The organism is Pseudalkalibacillus sp. NRS-1564, assembly GCF_050467905.1.
GTDB classification, from domain to species: domain Bacteria; phylum Bacillota; class Bacilli; order Bacillales; family Guptibacillaceae; genus Guptibacillus; species Guptibacillus hwajinpoensis_B.
On record NZ_JBITPM010000032.1, the window covers coordinates 71,618 to 91,236 of the forward strand.

Sequence of the window (19,619 nt, forward strand, 5' to 3'; positions counted from 1 at the left end):
ATGCTATTAAAAAATGTACAAGAGTGGACGTTATTATTAGTGATTTTCGGCTTGATCGCAGCTGTGGGAAACTGGATTGGGTATAGTGTGTTTCCGGTCTCAGCTTTACCTGGTATGCTCGTTTTAATTGTCATTTGTTTAGCTGGACTTATTCTTCAGCACGTTCTCCCTGTGAATATTCCAAGTGTTGCTTACATTGGTATTATTGGAATTCTTCTTTCGATGCCAATCATGCCAGGTTCTGAATATGTCGTAAAGTGGACGGAAAATATTAATATTCTCGCCCTTGCGACTCCTATTTTAGCTTATGCTGGTATAGCAATCGGACGCTCCTGGACAGATTTTGTGAAGCTAGGCTGGCGAAGCGTTGTGGTCGCTATGTTTGTCATGGTAGGAACGTTTCTAGGTTCTGCCCTCATTGCTGAAGTAGTTTTGAGAATGCAAAACATAATCTAATCAGAAAAAACTTCCAATGCGGAAGTTTTTTTATTGGAAAAGAACGGGACTTTTATATGCGACAGAGCTTTTCGAGGCATTCAATTGAGTGACAGTAGGTTTTCGCGACGTTTCCTGTCAAATCAGGAGCGGGTAACGAAAATAGGGACAGGGCTGAATCATTTGTAAACCAATCCTCTCGATTGGGAGGCTCATGACTGACTTCCTTCCAAACAGATAAAAGGGGGCTATAAATACGCGGCCCTTCTGTTAGCATGCATTTTTCCATGGTGCGCTTTTCTCCCGGTATTCCTTCCTTTACCGGATGGAAAAAATGTGGCCAAAAGTCTTTTCGTGAACCAGTATGTGGACGATGTGATGCCCAATCTAAAATGGCATTGAAGATTTCTTGCTTAGAAAAGATAAGCTGGTAGAGACGCTTTCCAAGATGGATCCGTTCCTTAACATAAAGAAAATGATTGGCTGTTTCCCCAATTAGCTGAATGGAGCTATTATCATTTCTCGGAAATAAAATCACGTTCATATTGAAAACATTTTGTAGTTGAAAAGGCAATGTTTTAAAAACTGATTTATGGAAGACATCATCCTTTATTATGCGTGAATCGATGTAGTGTTGTTCATTGATAATCAGGGCTGTTGAAAGGATATCACGGTCCTTTTCAATCCAGAACCTTCTCCAAACAACACTCATAAAAGAAGAGACGTGAAAAGCAGATAGTAGGTGAAAAAGTGGTTTCCTTCTTTTAACACTTTCTTGATAGACAAGAAGCTGAGGATAGGCATCCTGAAAAATAAGCCAGTTTCCTCGTTCCAAAAAAGAGAAGAAGGATATCTGCTGATCTACTGATAATAGGTGGGGGAGATATTCACCTTGTAGATCAGTCATTGTCCATCCTGCATTCCGAGATACGAGATGGGCAAGGAAAGCCCAATGAATTTCTGGATGTTGGAAAAAGAAATTCAGATAAGCTTTGGTTCGAGTGACGTTATTTACATTTGCACGCTCTGTTTTTTCACGAATGGCTTGAACGAGCTGCTGCTCCTCCGCCGAAAATGAGGTGGGAGTTGAATGATTGATCGCGTTTTTTAACTCGTATATGAGAGGAGCAGATAGACTCTTTTTCTTTTGTGGTAGAAAGAATGATATTAAGGACTTCACAACTTTTCCACTCCCTTGTTTGCCTTTCTATATACGTATGAATGTAGAATCAGGAAAGAAGAAAGTCTTTCGAATGGTTTTGTTAACAAGGGATGCCTACTTCGGTGAGTGAGATCAAATTGTACATACTTGCAACACAAAAACTGGTTGTGATTGTGTGTTTCCTATCTTCCTTTATCTACCACTAAACTCTGGATAAGTGTATGATAGAAGTATTCATAACATTTGCACGTTCATATTTTCACTATTTGGCTCATTCACACGAGTAGAAATGAGCACGTTGAAGGAGGCCTAATTGCTACATGTCTCATGGCCGATTAAAAAGAGAGCTTCATTCTGAAGAGCTTCTCGAAATTATCTTTGATTATGCGTCTCGTATCACGATTGAGAACAATCTGGACCGACTTCTGATGCTTATGGAAGATATGGGAAGGGATATGACCGTTGCTGACAGATGTACACTCTGGCTATACGATGAAAAAACAGATGAATTATTGGCAAGAATTCCTCATGGTATGGAGAAAATTCGTGTTCCTGCCACGAGCGGACTTGTAGGCTACGTCTATCAAACAGCAAACTCACTCGTAATCGATGATGCTTATGAGGACAAGCGGTTTTGTGCAGAGTTGGATGTGAAGACAGGCTACCGAACGAAGTCTGTCATGATGATTCCTCTGACGAATAAGCAAAATCAAAGGCTTGGAGTCTATCAGGTCATCAACAAATTAACCGCCGATGAAGTATTTACAGCTCAGGACGTAAAGTATTTAAGCCTTGCAGCTTCTTATACAGCTCAAGCGCTCGAAGCTGTGTTAACGAACATTGAGATGGAAGAGGCTCAACGAGAGATCATTTTCAAAATGGGGGAAATTGGGGAAGTTCGTTCAAAGGAAACAGGAGCTCACGTTAAGCGAGTAGCGGAGTATGCAAAGTTTCTAGCGATGAAATGCGGATTGAGTGAAGAAGAAGCTGATCTCATTAAAGTAGCTTCACCGATGCATGACATCGGGAAGGTAGCCATTGCCGATGCGATTTTAAATAAGCCTGGTAAACTATCAGAAGAGGAGTTCATTGCAGTAAGGGAACATGCTAATATCGGCTATAACCTTTTGAAAAATTCTAATCGCAGTATACTAAAGGCAGCGGCCGTTATTGCCAAGGAGCATCATGAGCGCTGGGACGGCAAAGGTTATCCAGAGGGGCTAAGTGGCGACGACACCCACATCTATGGACGGATTGTTTCTGTTGCTGATGTTTTTGATGCGCTCGCTACGGATCGTCCTTATAAAAAGGCGTGGAACGCAGAAAAAATCCTCGCTCATTTTAAAAAGGAGCGAGGATGTCAGTTTGATCCTAATCTTATTGACGTTTTTTTAGCAAATATGGACGGTTTTCTCCAGATCAAAGAGCAATACGAAGATTAAGAAGCAACAAGAGCGCCCGCGGCGCTCTTTATTTTTGTAGAGAATGAAGGTTAGAAAGTTCCTGTGCGAGCGTTTCAGCGATGGCTTTCATCCCAGAAACACCTGCTTTTTTCTCTGCATCGGCATTGTAGTTCGTATTTGTATTCACATCATAAGTAAACAAATCGCCACGCTCATTTTGAATGCATTCAATTCCTGCAAAGGCGATGCCGTTGGCTTTTAAGAATGCTTCATAATTGGTCAAAACAGGATGATCGAAGTTTTCAATGATTTCAAATTTAGGAGCGGGTTCTTCTGTTGTCGGACAAAAAGAATCACCAACCTGACAAGCATCAGCTGGACATAACTCAAAACCTTCAGACGTATCGACACGAACGGCATAGAGGAATTTCCCGCCGACGAACTCACAGCGAGTAATCGAAGCGTCAGGAGCCTGAATGTACTGCTGAAGCAATGTGATCCCATCAATCGAATCTTCAAACGCATCACTCATCACATAGCCCTTCAACGTCTCTTGATTGTTAAAAAGCTGAACGCCGAGTCCTTTTCCAGCTCGGTTATGCTTCGTAATAAATGGCTCAGAAAATTCATCAGCTGCGTTCACAAGATGATCCTTTCCGACAGCGGCAATCGTTTTTGGTGTAACGACCCCATGTTTTCTAAGGGCTGAGTATTGGGCAACTTTACTGACTTCAAGGGCTAGTGCGCGGCTATCGTTTAATACTCTCCGCCCATGACTCTCAAGCCATGATAGTACTGCTGCAGTATATTCGGGTGCATAGCGATGATCACGAGTGTGGGAGGAAGCACTCATCCGATTATAGAAAACACCATCTGGTGGTACGTCACTTAAGTCAAAATTCCCTTCGCTCAGAAACCAATCTTCATATGGGACGTTAAACTGTTCAAGTTCATGCTTAAGGGGTTTTGTCCATTCCTCGTTCTCATGAATGATATATATTTTTGCGCTCATCTAATAACCTCCTTTTTAAATAACCGTTAAAACCTATCATTTTACTCAAGTGTAAAGGAGTTTTCATCATAATCCCAGTGAAAACGTTCTATCACCTGTCCCAAAATAAAAAAGCAGAGCTCGTTGGCTCTGCTTTAAAAACTAAATTGCCCAGTTTCCTTTGCGGAACACTGGTTCACTTGTCCCGTCTTCTTTGATTCCGTCAATATCCATTTCTTTTGACCCGATCATAAAGTCGACGTGCGTTACACTTTCGTTAGCTCCTGCCGCTTTAAGCTCTTCTTTCGACATGGTTTTTCCACCTTCAAGACAGAAGGAATAAGCATTCCCAATCGCAAGGTGATTCGAAGCATTTTCATCGAAGAGCGTGTTGAAGAAAATGATTTCTGCATTCGAGATCGGTGAATCATGAGGAACGAGCGCAACTTCACCGAGATAGTGTGCACCTTCATCCGTTTCAATTAGATGCTGAAGTGTTTCATTGCCGTTCTTCGCTTCTGCTTTTACAATGCGTCCTTCTTCAAAGGTAAGCGTGAAGTCCTCAATGACTGTTCCGCCGTAGCTAAGGGGCTTTGTTGAGGAAACAACGCCGTTCACACCAGTTTTATTCGGAATTGTAAACACTTCTTCTGTTGGCATGTTCGCAACAAAATGATCGCCTTTCACATTCTCGCTGATTCCGCCAACCCACTGATGAGCCTTTGGAAGTTCAATAGTGAGGTCTGTTCCCGGCGCACGATAGTGAAGTTTGCTGTAATGCTTATTGTTTAGATAATCTACCTTTTGTTCAAGGTTAGCACTGTGCTCTTTCCATGCCTGAACCGGATCGCCAGTTGAAACACGAGTGGCCTGGAAAATGGCTTCCCATAACTTTTCTTCCTGTTCTTCCTCTGGTGCGTCAGGGAACACTTTCTGAGCCCATCCTTTAGAAGGAACGGCAACAACTGACCAGCTATTATGATCAGACATCATATAGTTGCGGTACCCTTCCATCGCCTTGCCTGCTGTCTTGCTTGCATTCGAAATGCGTTCAGGGTCTACACCTTTTAAAAGGTCTGGATTAGAAGAGGTGATTGAGAGAAAAGCCGCTCCATTCTCTGCCATCTCTTCAAAGCCTTTCGCTTTCCAGGTCGGAAATTCCTTGAATGCTTCGTCAGGTGCTTTGTCAAACTTAATACGAGTTAAGGTTTCATCGTTCCATTCAACGTGGACATTTTTAGCTCCAGCTTCATAAGCGCTTTCAGCAATGTTCCGAACAAATTCGGCTGATGTCAGAGGAGCGTTTACAACAAGAGTTTGTCCTTGTTGAATATTTACACCTACTTTAACCGCTAAATCTGCGTATTTCTGTAGATTCTCTTGAAACGTAGCCATAGTCGAAGATCTCCTTTTTCACGTAGTTATACCTTTAAATTGTAGCAGATTTCTTGATTTTTAGTAAATTATTCCCTGATTACCTACTCATAAAGCAAGTTTCTGGCAATAAACCGTCCATTTCGGATATGTTATATGTAAAGTGAAAACTTCCATCAGAGGGAGGTGCTTCATTTCCTTCTGATGGTTAGATGAACCAATCGGACCTTTAGTAGCACTTAAGGGTAGAATAAATCTTCTATATTGGAGTGGTAGAGAATGAGTACGAATTATGAGCTTGCAACATTTGCTGGAGGCTGTTTCTGGTGTATGGTTGAGCCATTTGAAGAAATGCCGGGCGTTCAAAGCATCGTATCTGGCTATACAGGCGGAGAGAAGCCTTATCCAACATACGAAGAAGTCATTTCGAAAACTACCGGTCATGTTGAGGCCGTTCAAATTACCTTTGATCCTAACGTCTTTCCATACACTAAACTACTTGATCTATTTTGGCGTCAAATTGACCCAACAGATGCAGGAGGACAGTTCTTTGACCGCGGTGACACGTACATTACAGCGGTTTATTATCATAATGAAGAGCAAGAGAAACTGGCTGAAGAGTCTCGAAAAGAGCTAGAAGAAAGCGGACGCTTCTCAAAACAGATCGTGACAAAAATCCTCCCAGCCAAGCCATTTTACCCGGCTGAAGATTATCATCAGGATTACCATAAGAAAAATCCTGCCCACTACAATCGCTACAAAAAAGGATCAGGTCGCGCTGATTTCATAGAGAAAAACTGGGCATATGAGAAAAACGATGACGAACTTCGCAGTCGTTTAACAGATATTCAATACGAAGTGACACAAAAAATGGAACAGAGCGTCCGTTCCAGAATGAGTATTACGATAATGCCAAACCAGGTATCTATGTTGACATTGTTTCTGGTGAACCATTGTTTAGCTCAACGGATCAATATGATGCTGGCTGTGGCTGGCCAAGTTTTACGCAGCCGATCAACAATCATTTTGTGAAAGAAAAGAAGGATTTCAGTCACTTTATGATTCGAACGGAGGTGCGAAGCAAGGAAGCTGATTCTCATCTCGGTCACGTATTTAATGATGGTCCTTTAGAGAATGGTCTTCGCTATTGCATTAATTCAGCAGCAATGAAATTCGTTCCAAAAGAAAGTCTTGAAGAAGAAGGGTACGGCGAATACCGAGTTCTATTTGAATGAGAAAAGTTGATGTTGCGATTGTAGGCGGCGGTATTGCTGGAATTCTTGCAGCAAGGAAATTAACCGAAGACGGGATTAATGTATTAGTACTTGATAAAAGCAAAAGTGTCGGTGGCCGGCTCGCAACGAGAAGAATAGGAGATGGTCGAGCTGATCATGGGGCACAATTTTTCACCGTTCGAACAGATCAGTTCCAGCAATTTGTCGATGAATGGGAACAGAACCAATGGATATCAAGGTGGTTTGGAGACAAACATGCAAGATACAAAGCGACAAACGGTATGAATCAATTAGTAAAGAACCTTGCTAGTGGAGTACCGCATCAATTAAATAGTAAAGTTGAGCGAATTGAGCGAGCTGAAGAAGAGTACGTCGTTATTTCGGAGAAAGGTGAGCGAGTCCAGGCAAGCCTTGTACTACTTACTCCACCAGCTCCCCAGACGCTTCAGCTTCTTGAAGCGAGTGATGTTCAAGTATCGGATCAATCGCTTCAGTCGCTCAACCAAATAACATTCGATCCTGCGGTAGTTGGCCTTCTGACTTTAAAAAAAGAAGACGAAACCAGGCTACTTCCTGAAGGGCATAAGGATTCAGGTTTGCCTGATGGCATCGAGCGTATGGTTGATAATCGTGTAAAAGGTATTTCGGGTGAACGTATTATAACGGTCTATGCAACTCCTGATTTCTCAAAGAGTTTTTATCACTATGAGGATGAAGCTGTTTTGGCTGATATGCTGAAAAAGATAGAGCACTTGCTTCCCCTTGAGTCGTTGGTGTCTCAACAATTAAAAAGATGGCGTTATGCTCAAGCAGTGTACGTTCATGATCATCCGTTCCTAAACGTTTCTGATAAAGAGGCTGTCTTTGTAGCAGGGGATGCATTCTTACATGAAAATGATCAAACCGGACGAACGCGAATCGAAAGTGCTGTATTATCAGGATTAGCTGTAGCAGAAGAAATAAAGCAGTTGATGAACAGGAAGACTTCCACGTGAAGTCTTCCTTTTTTCTGTATTCATCTTGTTCGAAAGTTTTGAAAACAGCCTATTGTTTCGTAACTTTTGCGTTATAATAAATGTAGTGGAAAAATTTTCATACTTGAAATAAATCAAGGTGAAAAGGGTGAAATAATGAATGTGATAACAGAAAACGACCATATAATTGAAAAGATTTTATCGCTTTTTCGATGGGTTTTTCTCCTCATTGCAGGGGCATATTATTATATTTTATTACAGGGAAATAGCATCGCTTTTTTGAGTTTGCTTATATTTGGTTTTGTTTATATGGCAGTCGCTGAATATGCGCTTCATCGAACGCCTTTAAATTCAAAACGATACCACTATATGACGAAAGTGAGTGTCGCTTTTGATTACGTCGCTTTTCTATGGCTTATTGTGTTAACTGGAGGCGGAGGGAGTCCACTCTTTCCCATCGGATATTTAATTATTCTCCATGTTGCAGTGTATTGGAAATTTAGCGGAGGTATGATTGCAGCGCTGTTTCTAGGTGTTGGTTATACAGGAGTTCTTATTTTTAGCGGTTATTCGTTTACGGGGGAGGATCTAATTTCATACCTTCTAGATTTTATGTTCCTTATATTTATGGGGATTCTTGGCGGGATTATCGTTTCGAGAGAACGGAAGATGCGCTCTAAGAATACTCAATTAGAAGACATTGCGCGGAAAGATTTTTTAACGGATCTATACAATCATCGCTCCTTTCAAGAAGATTTGCGTCACTGTGCGGAGCGAGAGAAGCCGATCCTCGTTGTTATTGCCGATTTAGACTATTTTAAATCAGTAAATGATCAATTTGGGCATCTAGTTGGCGATAATGTGCTCCGTAAAATAGGCGAAGTATTAAACAAACAAATTGGAACAAAAGGCAGAGCGTATCGATATGGCGGAGAGGAATTAGCTATTTTGTTGGATGCTGAGGATGTAGAAGAAGCGAGAGAATGTTTGCTAAATATTCAAGTAGTCATCAGAAACATGACGTTCACCGCAAAGGGTGAATATTTTAGTGTGACAATGAGCTTTGGAACAGCACTTTATCCTCTAGAAAATGGCATTATTCCATGCATGAAACTCGCAGATGAGCGGTTATATCTCGCAAAAAAACAGGGGAGAAATCGAATTTATTGGTATGATCAATATACTGAAAAGGATCACGTCTACTAGCGTGATCCTTCTTTATTTATGATCGAGGTAACGATATGTTTAGATGAATTTTCGAAAAGTGAGAAGTAGTTCAGCACATGCCGACTTGGAAACAATTCTTTCTGAATGACGGATGCCGGCTTGCCATCGTTATGTTTTGCAAGAACCTGGTCTTGAATGGAAAGAAGATAGTAAAGCTTTTCTTCCAATCGTCTGCGCCCGTTTTGTAATATACCAGCATGCGAACAAAAAACGGTCTCAAACTCTTGTGATAGTACTTTTTGGAGCGATTGAATGACCTCTGGGATTGATTCAAAAGCGAAAATGCTTTTTGGCTGACTCATGACGTAGAGATCACCTGTAAACAGCCAGCCTCGTTCCTTCTCAAGAAGGGCCATGTGATCTGGCGCGTGACCGGGCGTGTGAAGTAAATCAAATGTATGATGCTTTGTTACGATTCGATGCTTGATTCCCTTAGCTTCGAATGGTTTTCGGGAGCCCCAGAAAACGCGGCGATAGAGTGGGAGATGAGGTCTCGCACGACACAGAGGAATGCCTTCAGGATGAATATACATCGGTATTCCTGAAGAAAGCATCGAAGCATTGCCTGTATGGTCCTCATGGTGATGCGTTAAGATTATTTGGGTATAGTTCTCCTTAGAGAGAAAATCCATTATTTCTTTTTGAAGGCGGCTAGGTCCGCAGTCGATTAAGAGCTCATCTACAAGGTACATATATACGTTCATCCGAACGCCCCCAAGCTGAAAAGTCCCTTTTACAGCCTTAACCCCCTCGAATTCTGAAACGGTGAGCACAATCCATCACACCTTCCGCTAATCTACTTCTAGTATAGCGATTTTTGAGGAGAAAAAAACCTTCTCTCCTAGTTGGAGTGGTGTGGATATTGGCTAAAATTTGATTTTATTGTCCGAAATCGAAATTTATTGGCCAAATATAGATTTTATTAGCCAAATTCCATTTTTATTGGCCAAAACGCTCAAACAGTAAAAAGAGCTGCCGACACTCGGCAGCTCTTTCCAGTGATTGAAGCTTACTTCGCGATTGCTTCTAGCTCCACTTCCATATTTCCGCGCGTTGCTCTTGAATAAGGGCAAGTTTGGTGTGCCGCTTCAACAAGTTCGTTTGCTGTTTCTTGATCGACACCTGGAATTGTAACGTGTAGCTTCGCACTAAGTCCGAATGCGCCGTCTTCTTCTTTTCCGATTGATACGTGCGCTTCTACTACCGTATCTTTGATTTTAATTCGCTTCATGCGTGCGACCATATTTAAGGCGCTATCGAAACAAGCTGCATAACCTGCTGCAAACAATTGTTCAGGATTTGTTGCTTCTCCTCCCTGACCGCCAAGTTCTTTTGGCATACGAAGGTCCATGTTGATGACGCCGTCCGATGATTCTACTTTACCCTGTCTGCCGCCGTGTGCTGATGCTTTTGCAGTATATAACGATTCCATAATAAAATTCCTCCTAATAATTTAAGTTGTGCACAATTTAATTTTACAAGATTAAATATATCTCATCGTTATTTATCTGTCAACAGAAAGCGATCATGTTGACATAACAGCCAAATCGGGATAAGTTGATTGTGCACAACTTATTGTAAAGAAGGGGTTATCATGAACCATAACGAACAATTAAAACTAGAGAATCAGCTCTGTTTTTCTGTATATGCTTGTTCAAGGGAAATTACGAAGATGTATCGTCCTTATTTGAACCAGCTTGATATTACGTATCCTCAATATCTCGTTCTCCTTGTTCTTTGGGAAAAACATGAAACAACCGTTAAGGCGCTTGGCGCGGAGCTTTATTTGGACTCAGGCACGTTAACTCCCCTGCTAAAAAGAATGGAAGAAGCGGGTCTTGTGATGAGAGAGCGTTCGAAAGAAGATGAGCGCAGAGTGATGGTTCGTTTAACATCAAAAGGGGAAGGGTTGAGAGAGGAAGCTTCGATCATTCCAGACGCTATGGCGGCAAACAGTGGTTTATCAAAAGAGGAATTCACGAAGGCATTATCTGGCTTTCAACAGCTGTTGGACCATATTCATTCCGTGAATGAAAAATAGTAGCAATTTTCCAGATTAAGTTGACATAAGTTATTGGAATTAAGTATAATTATCTCGAATTCAAGATATTACGATTTAAGGGTGAACGTTATGAATGATAAAGATCGTGAGCTTTCACTAAAGCTATTCATTGTCCTGGCTAGATCGAATCGCTCTGTTACAGATCATATTAAAACGGATATTCAAAGCTATGGATTAAATCCAACGGAATTTGCCGTGCTTGAGTTGCTTTATCACAAAGGAAATCAGCCGCTACAGCAAATCGGTGAGAAAATTCTACTTGCGAGTGGAAGCATCACCTACGTTGTCGACAAGCTTGAAGGAAAAGGGTATCTGAAGCGCAATCCATGTCCGAATGATCGACGGATCACACATGCTGTTATCACGGATGAAGGTAAAAAGTTAATGGATCGAATTTTTCCTAACCATGAGAAACAAGTCCAGTCGATCTTTGCCGGTTTGGATGAGTCTGAGAAAGAAACGGCCATTACACTACTGAAAAAACTCGGTCACTATGCAGAGGAGCTATAAATTCCTCTTTATTTCTTAATATGATCCAAAAAACCAGCTTCTCACATTATGTAGAGAGGCTGGTTTTTTTGAGTGCTTTTGTTTCCTGCATCGCTGTCACGCCAAGCAGGCCAAATAAAGAGAAGCCAAATGTGTTCACGAACCCATGGAAAAAGACCATTAAAGGGATACCGAGAATAACGGTTTCATTCACATGAGCAAACCCATAAATCATAGCGGAGCTCATCGAGAATAGCAGAGAAGCGAATGAAATTGAGAGCAACATTTGAACGGAATAATCCAATGTTGGCACTAAATAGACGAGACAAAGAATCGAAAAAACGATGAGCGGTGTTACGAATTCAACGACTGAAATAAACTCAAGAACGGGCAACGAATCCGATAGTGTAATACCAACCGCAATGAAAGGTGGTCCGAATAGAACAAAGATCGCAATCGTTTTAAACCACGGCTGAATGGAAGGTGCTTTTTTTAGAAGCATTTTCCCGATGAACGCCATCGTAATGGGTGTAATGAAAGCGGCATAGTGGAAATGAATAGATGTGAGCAGTACGATTACATCACTAAAATGGAGAATCTGGATGCCTGACCGATGTAGAATGAGCCAGAGTCCCCCAATGCTTATGTACATCAACCCCAGTTGAATGAGAACTTCAAAAATTGTGCTTCTCTTCCATGTTTGGAGGAGACGAGAAAATCCGTATAGCGCAATTAAAATCGTCGTAAGAAACCACGGAACGGCTAGAAGTACAGCGAGCGTTCCCTGTTCAATAAAGAAGGAAACACCAGCAAGAACAGCTGATGGAAGCTGAATCCAGGTGGCATAACGATAAAAGGAGTTCTTTCTCTGTGGGACGAGATTTAAGGTTAACGGCACAAGTACAAGATAAGCGAACATTAGTAACATCATGACATATTGAAGTGTATCGATTGGAGTTGTGAGTAATTTCGTGACAACGAAGGCTACCCAAAGAAATAGACCGGCAAAACTGCTTGTTTTCATTATGATTTCACCTCTCTTTTAGTGTACGATGAAGAGAAGTGATAGAAAAGGAAATTCTGGGAAGAGAGGCGATTGAAATGGATCGAAAGCCAGTACTAGGTTTTGTTGGGATTGGTGTAATGGGAGAAAGCATGGTTCGGAACTTAATCAAAGCGGGATATCGCACGCTTATCTCAACGCGAACAAAAAGCAAGGCAGAAGCGCTTATTCAAGAAGGGGCAGAATGGCAAGATGAAGTGAAGGACGTGGCAGCGAATGCTGACGTAATCATCACTATGGTCGGCTATCCTAAAGATGTAGAAGAGGTCTACATAGGTGAGAAAGGGATACTAAAACATGCTAAGCCGCATTCGATTCTAATTGATATGACAACTTCTAGCCCGGCTCTTGCTGAAGAAATCTATCAGCATGCCCTATCAAAACAGCTCTACGCGCTTGATGCGCCTGTATCAGGAGGAGACGTTGGGGCGAAGGAAGGGCGACTCTCCATTATGGTTGGTGGAGAGTTAGAAGTGTACGAAAAAGCTCAACCGATTTTCGAAGTGATGGGACAAAATATTGTTCTTCAAGGCCCAGCAGGCGCGGGACAGCACACAAAAATGTGTAATCAAATTGCCATCGCAAGTAACATGATTGGCGTTTCTGAAGCGATTGTTTATGCGGAAAAGGCGGGATTGAATCCGACAACAGTTCTTGAAAGCGTAGAATCTGGCGCAGCTGGCAGCTGGTCGCTAAGCAACCTTGCGCCAAGAATGATTTCAAATCGATTTGAGCCTGGCTTTTATGTGAAGCATTTTATTAAAGACATGACGATTGCTCTTGAATCTGCCAAGCAAATGGGCATGCTGACACCTGGCCTAGAGCTTTCGAAAAAGCTCTACGAAGATCTTGCTGAGCGTGGAGAAGAAGATAGTGGTACACAGGCACTTGTAAAACTATTTCGCGATGCCTAATTGAAAACGAAAGACCCGGAGCATATGCTCCGGGTCTTTCGTTGATTATAAAGGGAAGTTTCCCTCTGTTATCGAATAAACTGTGGTAAACGCTTATTTATCTTTTTTTGGGGTTTGTCGATTTCTTCTGTTACAACAAACGCAAGATCATCATTTCCGAAAAGGGATAGGACGCCAATCACCGTTTGATCTGGGATATGCTCTGATTCTTCTTTTGGTACAACGAGTTCAATGCTTTGTTTAAGAGCAGGGTTATTCACCTGATCTGGATAAGCTTTTGCGTAAAGCGTTTCTGGATTTAAGTCATTGTTTACACACCACTGAGCAAAAACAAGAATCATCATGTTTTCATCACGCTGATAGTTTTCAATCACTTTGTCTTGTATGTCTTTTTGGTCCATAGGACGACCTCCGTTTCATTACTCTACCGCTAGTGTACTCGCAGCTAGAATATGTAGCAAGTCTGTCATTTGTAAAATGATCATGAAGAATGTTCCAGCCTGAAGAAAGAGGTGTCACGACCTGCTATGCTGAAAGGAATTGAACATCATGGAGGCAAAAAGATGAGAAAAAAAGAGATTCGTAGCTGGATGATGTATGATTTCGCTAATTCTGCTTTTGCAACGACGATGATGGCAGCAGTACTCCCTGTCTTTTATTACGATGTCGCTGCCAAGAATATTGACCAAAGCCTTGCCACATCATATTGGGGCTATTCGCAATCCATTGCCGTTCTAATCGTAGCTTTTCTTGCCCCGATCCTTGGTGCTATTGCTGACTATTCTAATTCAAAGAAAACATTTTTGCGCTTTTTTGCTTATATGGGAATGATTGCGAGTGTTTTAATGGCTTTCGTTGGTGAGGGCGGATATTTATTTGCTTCTATTCTACTAATCTTTGGAACAATCGGTTTCTCAGGTAGCAACGTCTTTTACGATGCATTCTTACCCGAGATCGCAAAAGGGGAGGAGATGGACCGCATCTCAGCAAGAGGCTACGCTTTTGGCTATATTGGCGGCGGGCTTCTGCTTCTCGTTAACCTGATGATGATCTTAAATCCATCGTGGTTTTTCCTTCCGAATACGCTTGTCGCGACGCAGCTTTCATTCGCAAGTGTTGGAGTCTGGTGGTTTGTTTTCTCGATCCCAATGTTCAAAAACGTGCATGAAGTTGAGCATAGTCAGCCGAAATTAAGCGGCTCCTACGTGACAATCGGTTTTAAAAGACTTCGCACAACCTTTAGGGAATTGAACCACTATAAACAGCTGCTTCTTTTTCTAGTCGCTTTCTGGTTATTTAATGATGGCATTTCCACTATTATTAAAATGGCGACGATCTATGGAAGAGATATCGGAATAGGAGCGAATGATTTGATTGCAGCGCTCCTCATTACGCAGTTTGTAGGCATACCGTTCGCCTTCTTGTTTGGCTACTTAGCGAAGAAAATTCGCCCGAAACGAGCGCTTATGCTAGCACTATGGATATATGTGGGCATCGTTTTACTAGGATACTTTATGACAACTGCTACGCATTTCTATCTACTTGCGATCATGGTCGGCTTCGTTCAGGGGGGTGCCCAAGCATTAAGTCGTTCGATTTTTGGAAGTATGGTTCCGGATCATCGTCATGCAGAATTTTACGGTTTCTATGGGATTTCAGCTAAATTTTCAGCGATATTCGGTCCGTTTCTCTTTGCCTTCGTTGGTCAGGTAACAGGCTCAAGTCGACTTGGGATCGTATCGCTAGTTGTCTTTTTTCTAGCAGGCATCTATTTACTTAGTAAAGTGAATATCGAAAAAGGGAAAGAGCAGGCGAAGGTTGTGATGGTGAATGAAGGAGTGGATATGTAATTAGCAGAATCGCGGAATTAATAATGGTTTTCGCGGAAAAAAGTGAGATATCGCGGAATTATTGAGAAAATCGCGGAATTAAGTGGTTTTCTCTACAGTTCGCACTAGGTAACAGACCACAAATAAGGCTCTGAGCAGTATAACACTGCTCAGAGCCTTCCTATGACATGAAACCCCTTACAAAATGGGGTCGAAGTGCTTTAACTCAAGTGAAAGCGTGCAATCTTTTCCTGTGTCATATGAGCGGTTGCCGATTTGTGTTTTTAATTCAGTTAGGCAGTTTTCTTCGTTGTGCCAGTAATCATGAATAAGAGGCAGGATACTTGTTGCTTCTTCTTCCGCTTGCTCAAGCAGCTCTTCAAAGGTCGCGGTGGATTCCTCGTCTTTAATAGCTGGATGGATCCAAGTGGTGCCTTCACGATTTAAATAATCTTCATTGCCAATTTGTTTTCGATAGGAAAAGGAAGAGACTTGTTTCTTTAAAAGTTGATTTTTCCATCCGTGTGGATCGAATAATATTTTTAGCGCAAGGACCATATCCCGATAAGATTGAGTAATATAGTCGTCTGGCATACGTTCAGCCGTTTCTGGATAAAAGGTTTGGATCAATTCATACAGCATGAGTTCAATAGGAGGATAGAGTGATTTGCCAATGTGAATCTCTTGGTAAACGGGTGTTTTCCACGTTTCTACATCTTTGTATTCTTTCATCAAAATGGTATCTATAATAATTTCAAGCTGTTGATGTCGGTTGCCTTCAAGACCGGCACGATAGTGGATATAAGGATGCGTGTTTCGATCAAGAATATGATGTGTCACAAAGCCAAGGATATATGCGCGAAGCATCGGATCGTCCTGCTTTCCGTATTCAATCATCTCCATGAGGAATGAACCACAATGATCTTGATGAAGAACTGATCCCGCTTCTTGAACAGGCTTATTCTTTTTCCAGGGCCAGAAATTATGATAAAAGAAAGGGTCAGGTCCCTGTGCACCAAGTCGAAAGAAAGGCAGGTCACCTTCGATCGTATTCCATATGCCGGCTTCCATCGCAGCTTCTTCTCCGAATAAAATATGTGTCCAGACATTTGGCATCGATTTATCCCCTCCTTATATGTCTTTCTATTAGTATACTTGAAGAGAACCTGTCTTCTTGCCATAATCTTCAGAAAACATTTCTCTTTCTTTTTCCCTTAAATTCATAAATTCAAGCATATTAAAAGCCCGGCGCAGGCCGGGCTACACTTCTTACTTTATTTACTTAAAAAAACGTCTTCAATATCATCAAGCATCAAGTTAGCCGAAATGACGCCACCAGACGTATTCCAGATCGCATCACTCACCTCATGAACGTTACCGTCTTTGACAACTTGAAGGTTATTCCATAATGGATCATTTGTCCATTCTTCCGCAGTGGAATTCGCTTCGCCGTCTCCCGCTTCATACGTGAAGTAGAAGAGCACGTCGCCATCCATTTCTGGAATACGTTCTTTCGTTACTTCTTCAGCAAAATCTTCTTTTTGCTGTGATTTTGGACGATCAAAGCCTAGCTGCTCAAGGATAACGCCAGAGAACGAGTCTTTGTAATAAATTCTTGTTTGGCCAGCTAGAAAACGAACAACCGACACTTTTTGATCAAGCTCATCGCCAAGTTCTTCACTCATGGAGTCAATGCGGTCGGTGTATGCACTCATCACTTCTTCGCCTTTGTCTTCCATATTTAGTGCTTTAGCGTAGAACTTGAAATTCTCCTGCCAGTCGCCTTTCAACGTTTCTGAGTAGACGGTTGGAGCGATCGCGCTAAGCTGATCGTAGATGTCTTCTTGACGTAGTTTATTTCCGATAATGAGATCAGGTTTAAGTGCAGCGACAGCTTCAAGATTCACTTCACTTTCTGTTCCAACGACTTCAACATCTTTCATATCGTCCGAAATATGCTCATACCACGGGTCGCCGAGCCATGATTGTACTGCCCCAACTGGTGTTACTCCCATAGCAAGTAGTGCTTCTGTTCCTTCATTAGTTAAAATAACAACTTTTTCTGGCTTCTCTGGCACTTCTGTTTCACCCATTGCATGTGAAACCGTTCGAGTAGACTCTTCTTCTTGCCCACTAGAGTTAGTAGCGTTTTCATTATTCCCACCTGTGCCGCACGCAGCAAGGATCATAAGTACACTTAGACTAACGATGAGCCATCCTTTTTTTAACATATGTATATCCTCCTTGTCATTGATAATCGTTTTCATTTACGATGTAATCATACTGAATTGTCACAAATTAGTCAACAGGTAAATGAGAGTGATTCTCATATTCATTGACACGTTTTCATTCTTTTCTTAAACTTAAAAAGGATGATAAAGAAAGGGATTAACCTTTATGACGCATAAATTACACTCGATGAATAAAAAATGGTTCGGATTAGCAGTTGGCTTGTTGCTTGTCATAATACTGATGCTTGCGAGCGTGGTCTATGGCTTAACAAGTATTACATGGACAACGGCCTGGCAAGCCTTTACGCAGTTTAATGGAAGCAATGAACATATTATCATTATCGAAAATCGCGTTCCGAGAGCACTGATCGGGGCTGCCGTAGGCGCAAGTCTTGCTGTCGCGGGTGCTTTGATGCAGGCGATTACTCGAAATCCTCTTGCTTCGCCGTCCATATTAGGCGTAAATGCGGGGGCGAGTTTTGTGATTGTGATTGCGGTCACCTTTTTCTCTGTTACGTCACTTGCAGCATTTAGCTGGTTAGCGTTTCTTGGAGCTGCGTTCGCCTCCATCGTCGTGTACGTGCTTGGCTCATTTGGTAGAGAAGGGCTTACACCGATGAAGCTGACCCTTGCCGGTGCGGCCATTGCGGCGATGTTTTCCTCATTAACGCAAGGAATGCTTGTGTTGAATGAGAAAGCGCTTGAAGATGTTCTCTTCTGGCTTGCTGGCTCGATTGAAGGGCGCAGTTTAAATATGCTTTACTCGGTTATTCCTTACATTGGACTTGGCTTAGTCGGTGCGCTTTTGATCAGTCCGAAAATTAACACTTTGGTGATTGGAGAAGACGTTGCAAAAGGACTTGGGCAACGTACTCTGCTTGTCAAAGCTTTCGCAGCACTTTTTATCGTTTTTCTTGCCGGAGGATCAGTAGCCGTAGCCGGACCGATTGGTTTTATTGGCATCGTCGTACCACACGTTGCTCGTTTTTTTACAGGACCGGATTATCGTTGGGTCATTCCGTATAGCGCAATCATTGGGGCGATTCTTTTGTTATCAGCTGATATTGCCGCTCGGTACGTAATTATGCCACTTGAAGCGCCGGTTGGTGTACTAACGGCTGTCATCGGAACGCCATTTTTCATTTATATTGCTCGAAGGGAGTTTAAACAGCTATGATGAAATATACTTCCTTTCGAATGAAAGCTGTTTCTTTTCTACTAGATCGCCGCTCGCTTTGGGTAATAGCAGGACTGACTGGCGCTGTTATCATCATCGCATTACTTAGTATTGGCCTTGGGGAGATATTTATGACCCCGGATGAAGTGTTAAAGGCGCTATTTGGTTATGGGAATGAGATGAATGAGCTTGTTGTGAAGCAGTTCCGCTTTCCTAGGATCGCCATGTCCATTTTGGCTGGAGCGGCCCTTGCTGTATCTGGCGCTATTCTTCAAGGAATGATTCGAAACCCACTTGCGTCACCTGATATTCTTGGCATCACTTGGGGCGGTGCACTTGCGACGATTGGTTTTCTAACGATCTTTAGTGATAAAGCGAATGCCCTTACGGTAAGCATTCAATGGTTGCCGCTCGCTTCCTTTATCGGCGCTATTTTAGCAGGATTTCTTGTGTTTGGATTATCATGGAAAAATGGTATTTCACCGATTCGATTAGTGCTGATTGGGATCGGGTTAACTGCATTATTGCAGGCGCTAACGACATTATTGATGATTATCGGTCCTATTTACAGAGCGTCTGATGCAAACATCTGGATTACGGGCAGTGTCCACGGAACGAACGGCCAGGATGTTCTGACGCTGCTGCCGTGGGTAGTCGTTCTGATGATTATTTTAATGGTTTACTCAAGACGGGTGAATTTGCAAGAGCTTGGGGATGATGTAGCAAGAAGTGCAGGAGCGATGCTTTTAAAAGACCGCATTGCGTTACTGTTAATTAGCACGGCGCTTGCAGGAGGGGCTGTTGCATTTGCTGGTGGAGTCGGATTCGTAGGTTTAATGGCACCGCATATTGCGAGAAAGCTCGTCGGATCGTCTTTCGGTGTAGTTGTGCCGGTGGCTGCGCTTGTTGGTAGTATACTTGTGATGATTGCTGACTTAATTGGCCGCACGCTTTTTTCACCTTTGGAGGTTCCGGCTGGTGTATTCACAGCGGCGATTGGAGCACCGTATTTTATCTATTTATTGATTCGATCGAGAAACAAATGATGAGGAG

At 42.3% G+C, this 19,619-nt stretch carries 19 protein-coding genes and 1 pseudogene; 11 read left to right on the forward strand and 9 right to left on the reverse strand.

Translation table 11 applies throughout. The features are described from left to right. Nucleotides 1-456 carry a hypothetical protein gene (locus tag ACIFPW_RS15260; protein WP_194218241.1) on the forward strand — a complete coding sequence of 152 codons (456 nt, stop codon included), beginning with the start codon at nt 1-3 and terminating at the stop codon, nt 454-456. Nucleotides 457-508: 52 nt separating this feature from the next. Here the strand turns inward: ACIFPW_RS15260 and ACIFPW_RS15265 are convergent, their stop codons facing one another. After that, a complete protein-coding gene (locus ACIFPW_RS15265) occupies nt 509-1,615 on the reverse strand; it encodes a DUF2515 family protein (protein WP_430245525.1) in 1,107 nt (368 codons plus the stop codon). Between the two features lie 302 nt (nt 1,616-1,917). Here ACIFPW_RS15265 and ACIFPW_RS15270 point away from each other — a divergent pair, with 302 nt between their 5' ends. Next, nucleotides 1,918-3,039 (forward strand): HD domain-containing phosphohydrolase, encoded by a 1,122-nt coding sequence (locus tag ACIFPW_RS15270; RefSeq protein WP_430245527.1) that lies wholly within the window; start codon nt 1,918-1,920, stop codon nt 3,037-3,039. Nucleotides 3,040-3,067: 28 nt separating this feature from the next. On the opposite strand, the gene ACIFPW_RS15275 is transcribed toward ACIFPW_RS15270, so the two are convergent. Both ACIFPW_RS15275 and ACIFPW_RS15280 read right to left on the reverse strand, forming a co-directional pair. Next, nucleotides 3,068-4,012, reverse strand: coding sequence for an ATP-grasp domain-containing protein (locus ACIFPW_RS15275; RefSeq protein ID WP_430245529.1), 945 nt, complete (start codon nt 4,010-4,012; stop codon nt 3,068-3,070). Nucleotides 4,013-4,153: 141 nt separating this feature from the next. Next, a complete protein-coding gene (locus tag ACIFPW_RS15280) occupies nt 4,154-5,386 on the reverse strand; it encodes an aminopeptidase (protein ID WP_194218245.1) in 1,233 nt (410 codons plus the stop codon). Between the two features lie 258 nt (nt 5,387-5,644). On the opposite strand from ACIFPW_RS15280, the pseudogene msrB reads away from it, so the two are divergent. The 3 genes and pseudogenes from msrB to ACIFPW_RS15295 all read left to right on the forward strand — a co-directional run bounded on the left by msrB (nt 5,645) and on the right by ACIFPW_RS15295 (nt 8,780). Next, nucleotides 5,645-6,600: pseudogene (gene msrB, locus ACIFPW_RS15285) on the forward strand (peptide-methionine (R)-S-oxide reductase MsrB). Further along, a complete protein-coding gene (locus ACIFPW_RS15290; protein ID WP_430245531.1) occupies nt 6,597-7,595 on the forward strand; it encodes an NAD(P)/FAD-dependent oxidoreductase in 999 nt (332 codons plus the stop codon). Before msrB ends, ACIFPW_RS15290 begins: the two are co-directional and overlap by 4 nt. A 135-nt stretch (nt 7,596-7,730) precedes the next feature. Continuing rightward, a complete protein-coding gene (locus ACIFPW_RS15295) occupies nt 7,731-8,780 on the forward strand; it encodes a GGDEF domain-containing protein (RefSeq protein ID WP_194218248.1) in 1,050 nt (349 codons plus the stop codon). On the opposite strand, the gene ACIFPW_RS15300 is transcribed toward ACIFPW_RS15295, so the two are convergent. After that, nucleotides 8,777-9,505 (reverse strand): MBL fold metallo-hydrolase, encoded by a 729-nt coding sequence (locus ACIFPW_RS15300; RefSeq protein ID WP_430245533.1) that lies wholly within the window; start codon nt 9,503-9,505, stop codon nt 8,777-8,779. The two genes, ACIFPW_RS15295 and ACIFPW_RS15300, sit on opposite strands and share 4 nt — an antisense overlap. Before the next feature lie 305 nt (nt 9,506-9,810). Further along, a complete protein-coding gene (locus ACIFPW_RS15305) occupies nt 9,811-10,233 on the reverse strand; it encodes an organic hydroperoxide resistance protein (protein ID WP_194218250.1) in 423 nt (140 codons plus the stop codon). 162 nt (nt 10,234-10,395) lie between these two features. On the opposite strand from ACIFPW_RS15305, the gene ACIFPW_RS15310 reads away from it, so the two are divergent. Next, nucleotides 10,396-10,842 (forward strand): MarR family winged helix-turn-helix transcriptional regulator, encoded by a 447-nt coding sequence (locus ACIFPW_RS15310; RefSeq protein WP_194218251.1) that lies wholly within the window; start codon nt 10,396-10,398, stop codon nt 10,840-10,842. Nucleotides 10,843-10,923: 81 nt separating this feature from the next. Continuing rightward, nucleotides 10,924-11,373 (forward strand): MarR family winged helix-turn-helix transcriptional regulator, encoded by a 450-nt coding sequence (locus ACIFPW_RS15315; RefSeq protein ID WP_276511785.1) that lies wholly within the window; start codon nt 10,924-10,926, stop codon nt 11,371-11,373. 46 nt (nt 11,374-11,419) lie between these two features. Here the strand turns inward: ACIFPW_RS15315 and ACIFPW_RS15320 are convergent, their stop codons facing one another. Continuing rightward, entirely contained in the window at nt 11,420-12,376 is a 957-nt protein-coding gene (locus ACIFPW_RS15320; RefSeq protein WP_430245536.1) for a YndJ family protein, read from the reverse strand. A 77-nt stretch (nt 12,377-12,453) separates the two neighbouring features. On the opposite strand from ACIFPW_RS15320, the gene ACIFPW_RS15325 reads away from it, so the two are divergent. Further along, nucleotides 12,454-13,329, forward strand: coding sequence for an NAD(P)-dependent oxidoreductase (locus ACIFPW_RS15325; RefSeq protein ID WP_430245538.1), 876 nt, complete (start codon nt 12,454-12,456; stop codon nt 13,327-13,329). 68 nt (nt 13,330-13,397) lie between these two features. Here ACIFPW_RS15325 and ACIFPW_RS15330 read toward each other — a convergent pair whose 3' ends face one another. Next, the gene (locus tag ACIFPW_RS15330; protein ID WP_430245541.1) at nt 13,398-13,730 is read right to left on the reverse strand and encodes a hypothetical protein; all 333 of its coding nucleotides are present in this window, start codon (nt 13,728-13,730) and stop codon (nt 13,398-13,400) included. A gap of 162 nt (nt 13,731-13,892) precedes the next feature. Here ACIFPW_RS15330 and ACIFPW_RS15335 point away from each other — a divergent pair, with 162 nt between their 5' ends. Continuing rightward, complete coding sequence (locus ACIFPW_RS15335; RefSeq protein WP_430245543.1) at nt 13,893-15,179, forward strand: MFS transporter; 1,287 nt, start codon at nt 13,893-13,895, stop codon at nt 15,177-15,179. Between the two features lie 177 nt (nt 15,180-15,356). Here ACIFPW_RS15335 and ACIFPW_RS15340 read toward each other — a convergent pair whose 3' ends face one another. Together ACIFPW_RS15340 and ACIFPW_RS15345 are read right to left on the reverse strand one after the other, a co-directional pair. After that, the gene (locus tag ACIFPW_RS15340; RefSeq protein WP_430245545.1) at nt 15,357-16,274 is read right to left on the reverse strand and encodes a zinc dependent phospholipase C family protein; all 918 of its coding nucleotides are present in this window, start codon (nt 16,272-16,274) and stop codon (nt 15,357-15,359) included. Between the two features lie 158 nt (nt 16,275-16,432). Beyond that, nucleotides 16,433-17,389, reverse strand: a complete 957-nt coding sequence (locus ACIFPW_RS15345) for an ABC transporter substrate-binding protein (protein WP_430245547.1) — start codon at nt 17,387-17,389, stop codon at nt 16,433-16,435. Nucleotides 17,390-17,555: 166 nt separating this feature from the next. Here ACIFPW_RS15345 and ACIFPW_RS15350 point away from each other — a divergent pair, with 166 nt between their 5' ends. Together ACIFPW_RS15350 and ACIFPW_RS15355 are read left to right on the forward strand one after the other, a co-directional pair. Next, nucleotides 17,556-18,566 (forward strand): FecCD family ABC transporter permease, encoded by a 1,011-nt coding sequence (locus ACIFPW_RS15350; protein WP_371017894.1) that lies wholly within the window; start codon nt 17,556-17,558, stop codon nt 18,564-18,566. After that, nucleotides 18,563-19,612 carry a FecCD family ABC transporter permease gene (locus ACIFPW_RS15355; RefSeq protein ID WP_430245549.1) on the forward strand — a complete coding sequence of 350 codons (1,050 nt, stop codon included), beginning with the start codon at nt 18,563-18,565 and terminating at the stop codon, nt 19,610-19,612. Before ACIFPW_RS15350 ends, ACIFPW_RS15355 begins: the two co-directional genes overlap by 4 nt. The last annotated feature ends 7 nt before the right edge of the window (nt 19,613-19,619 follow it).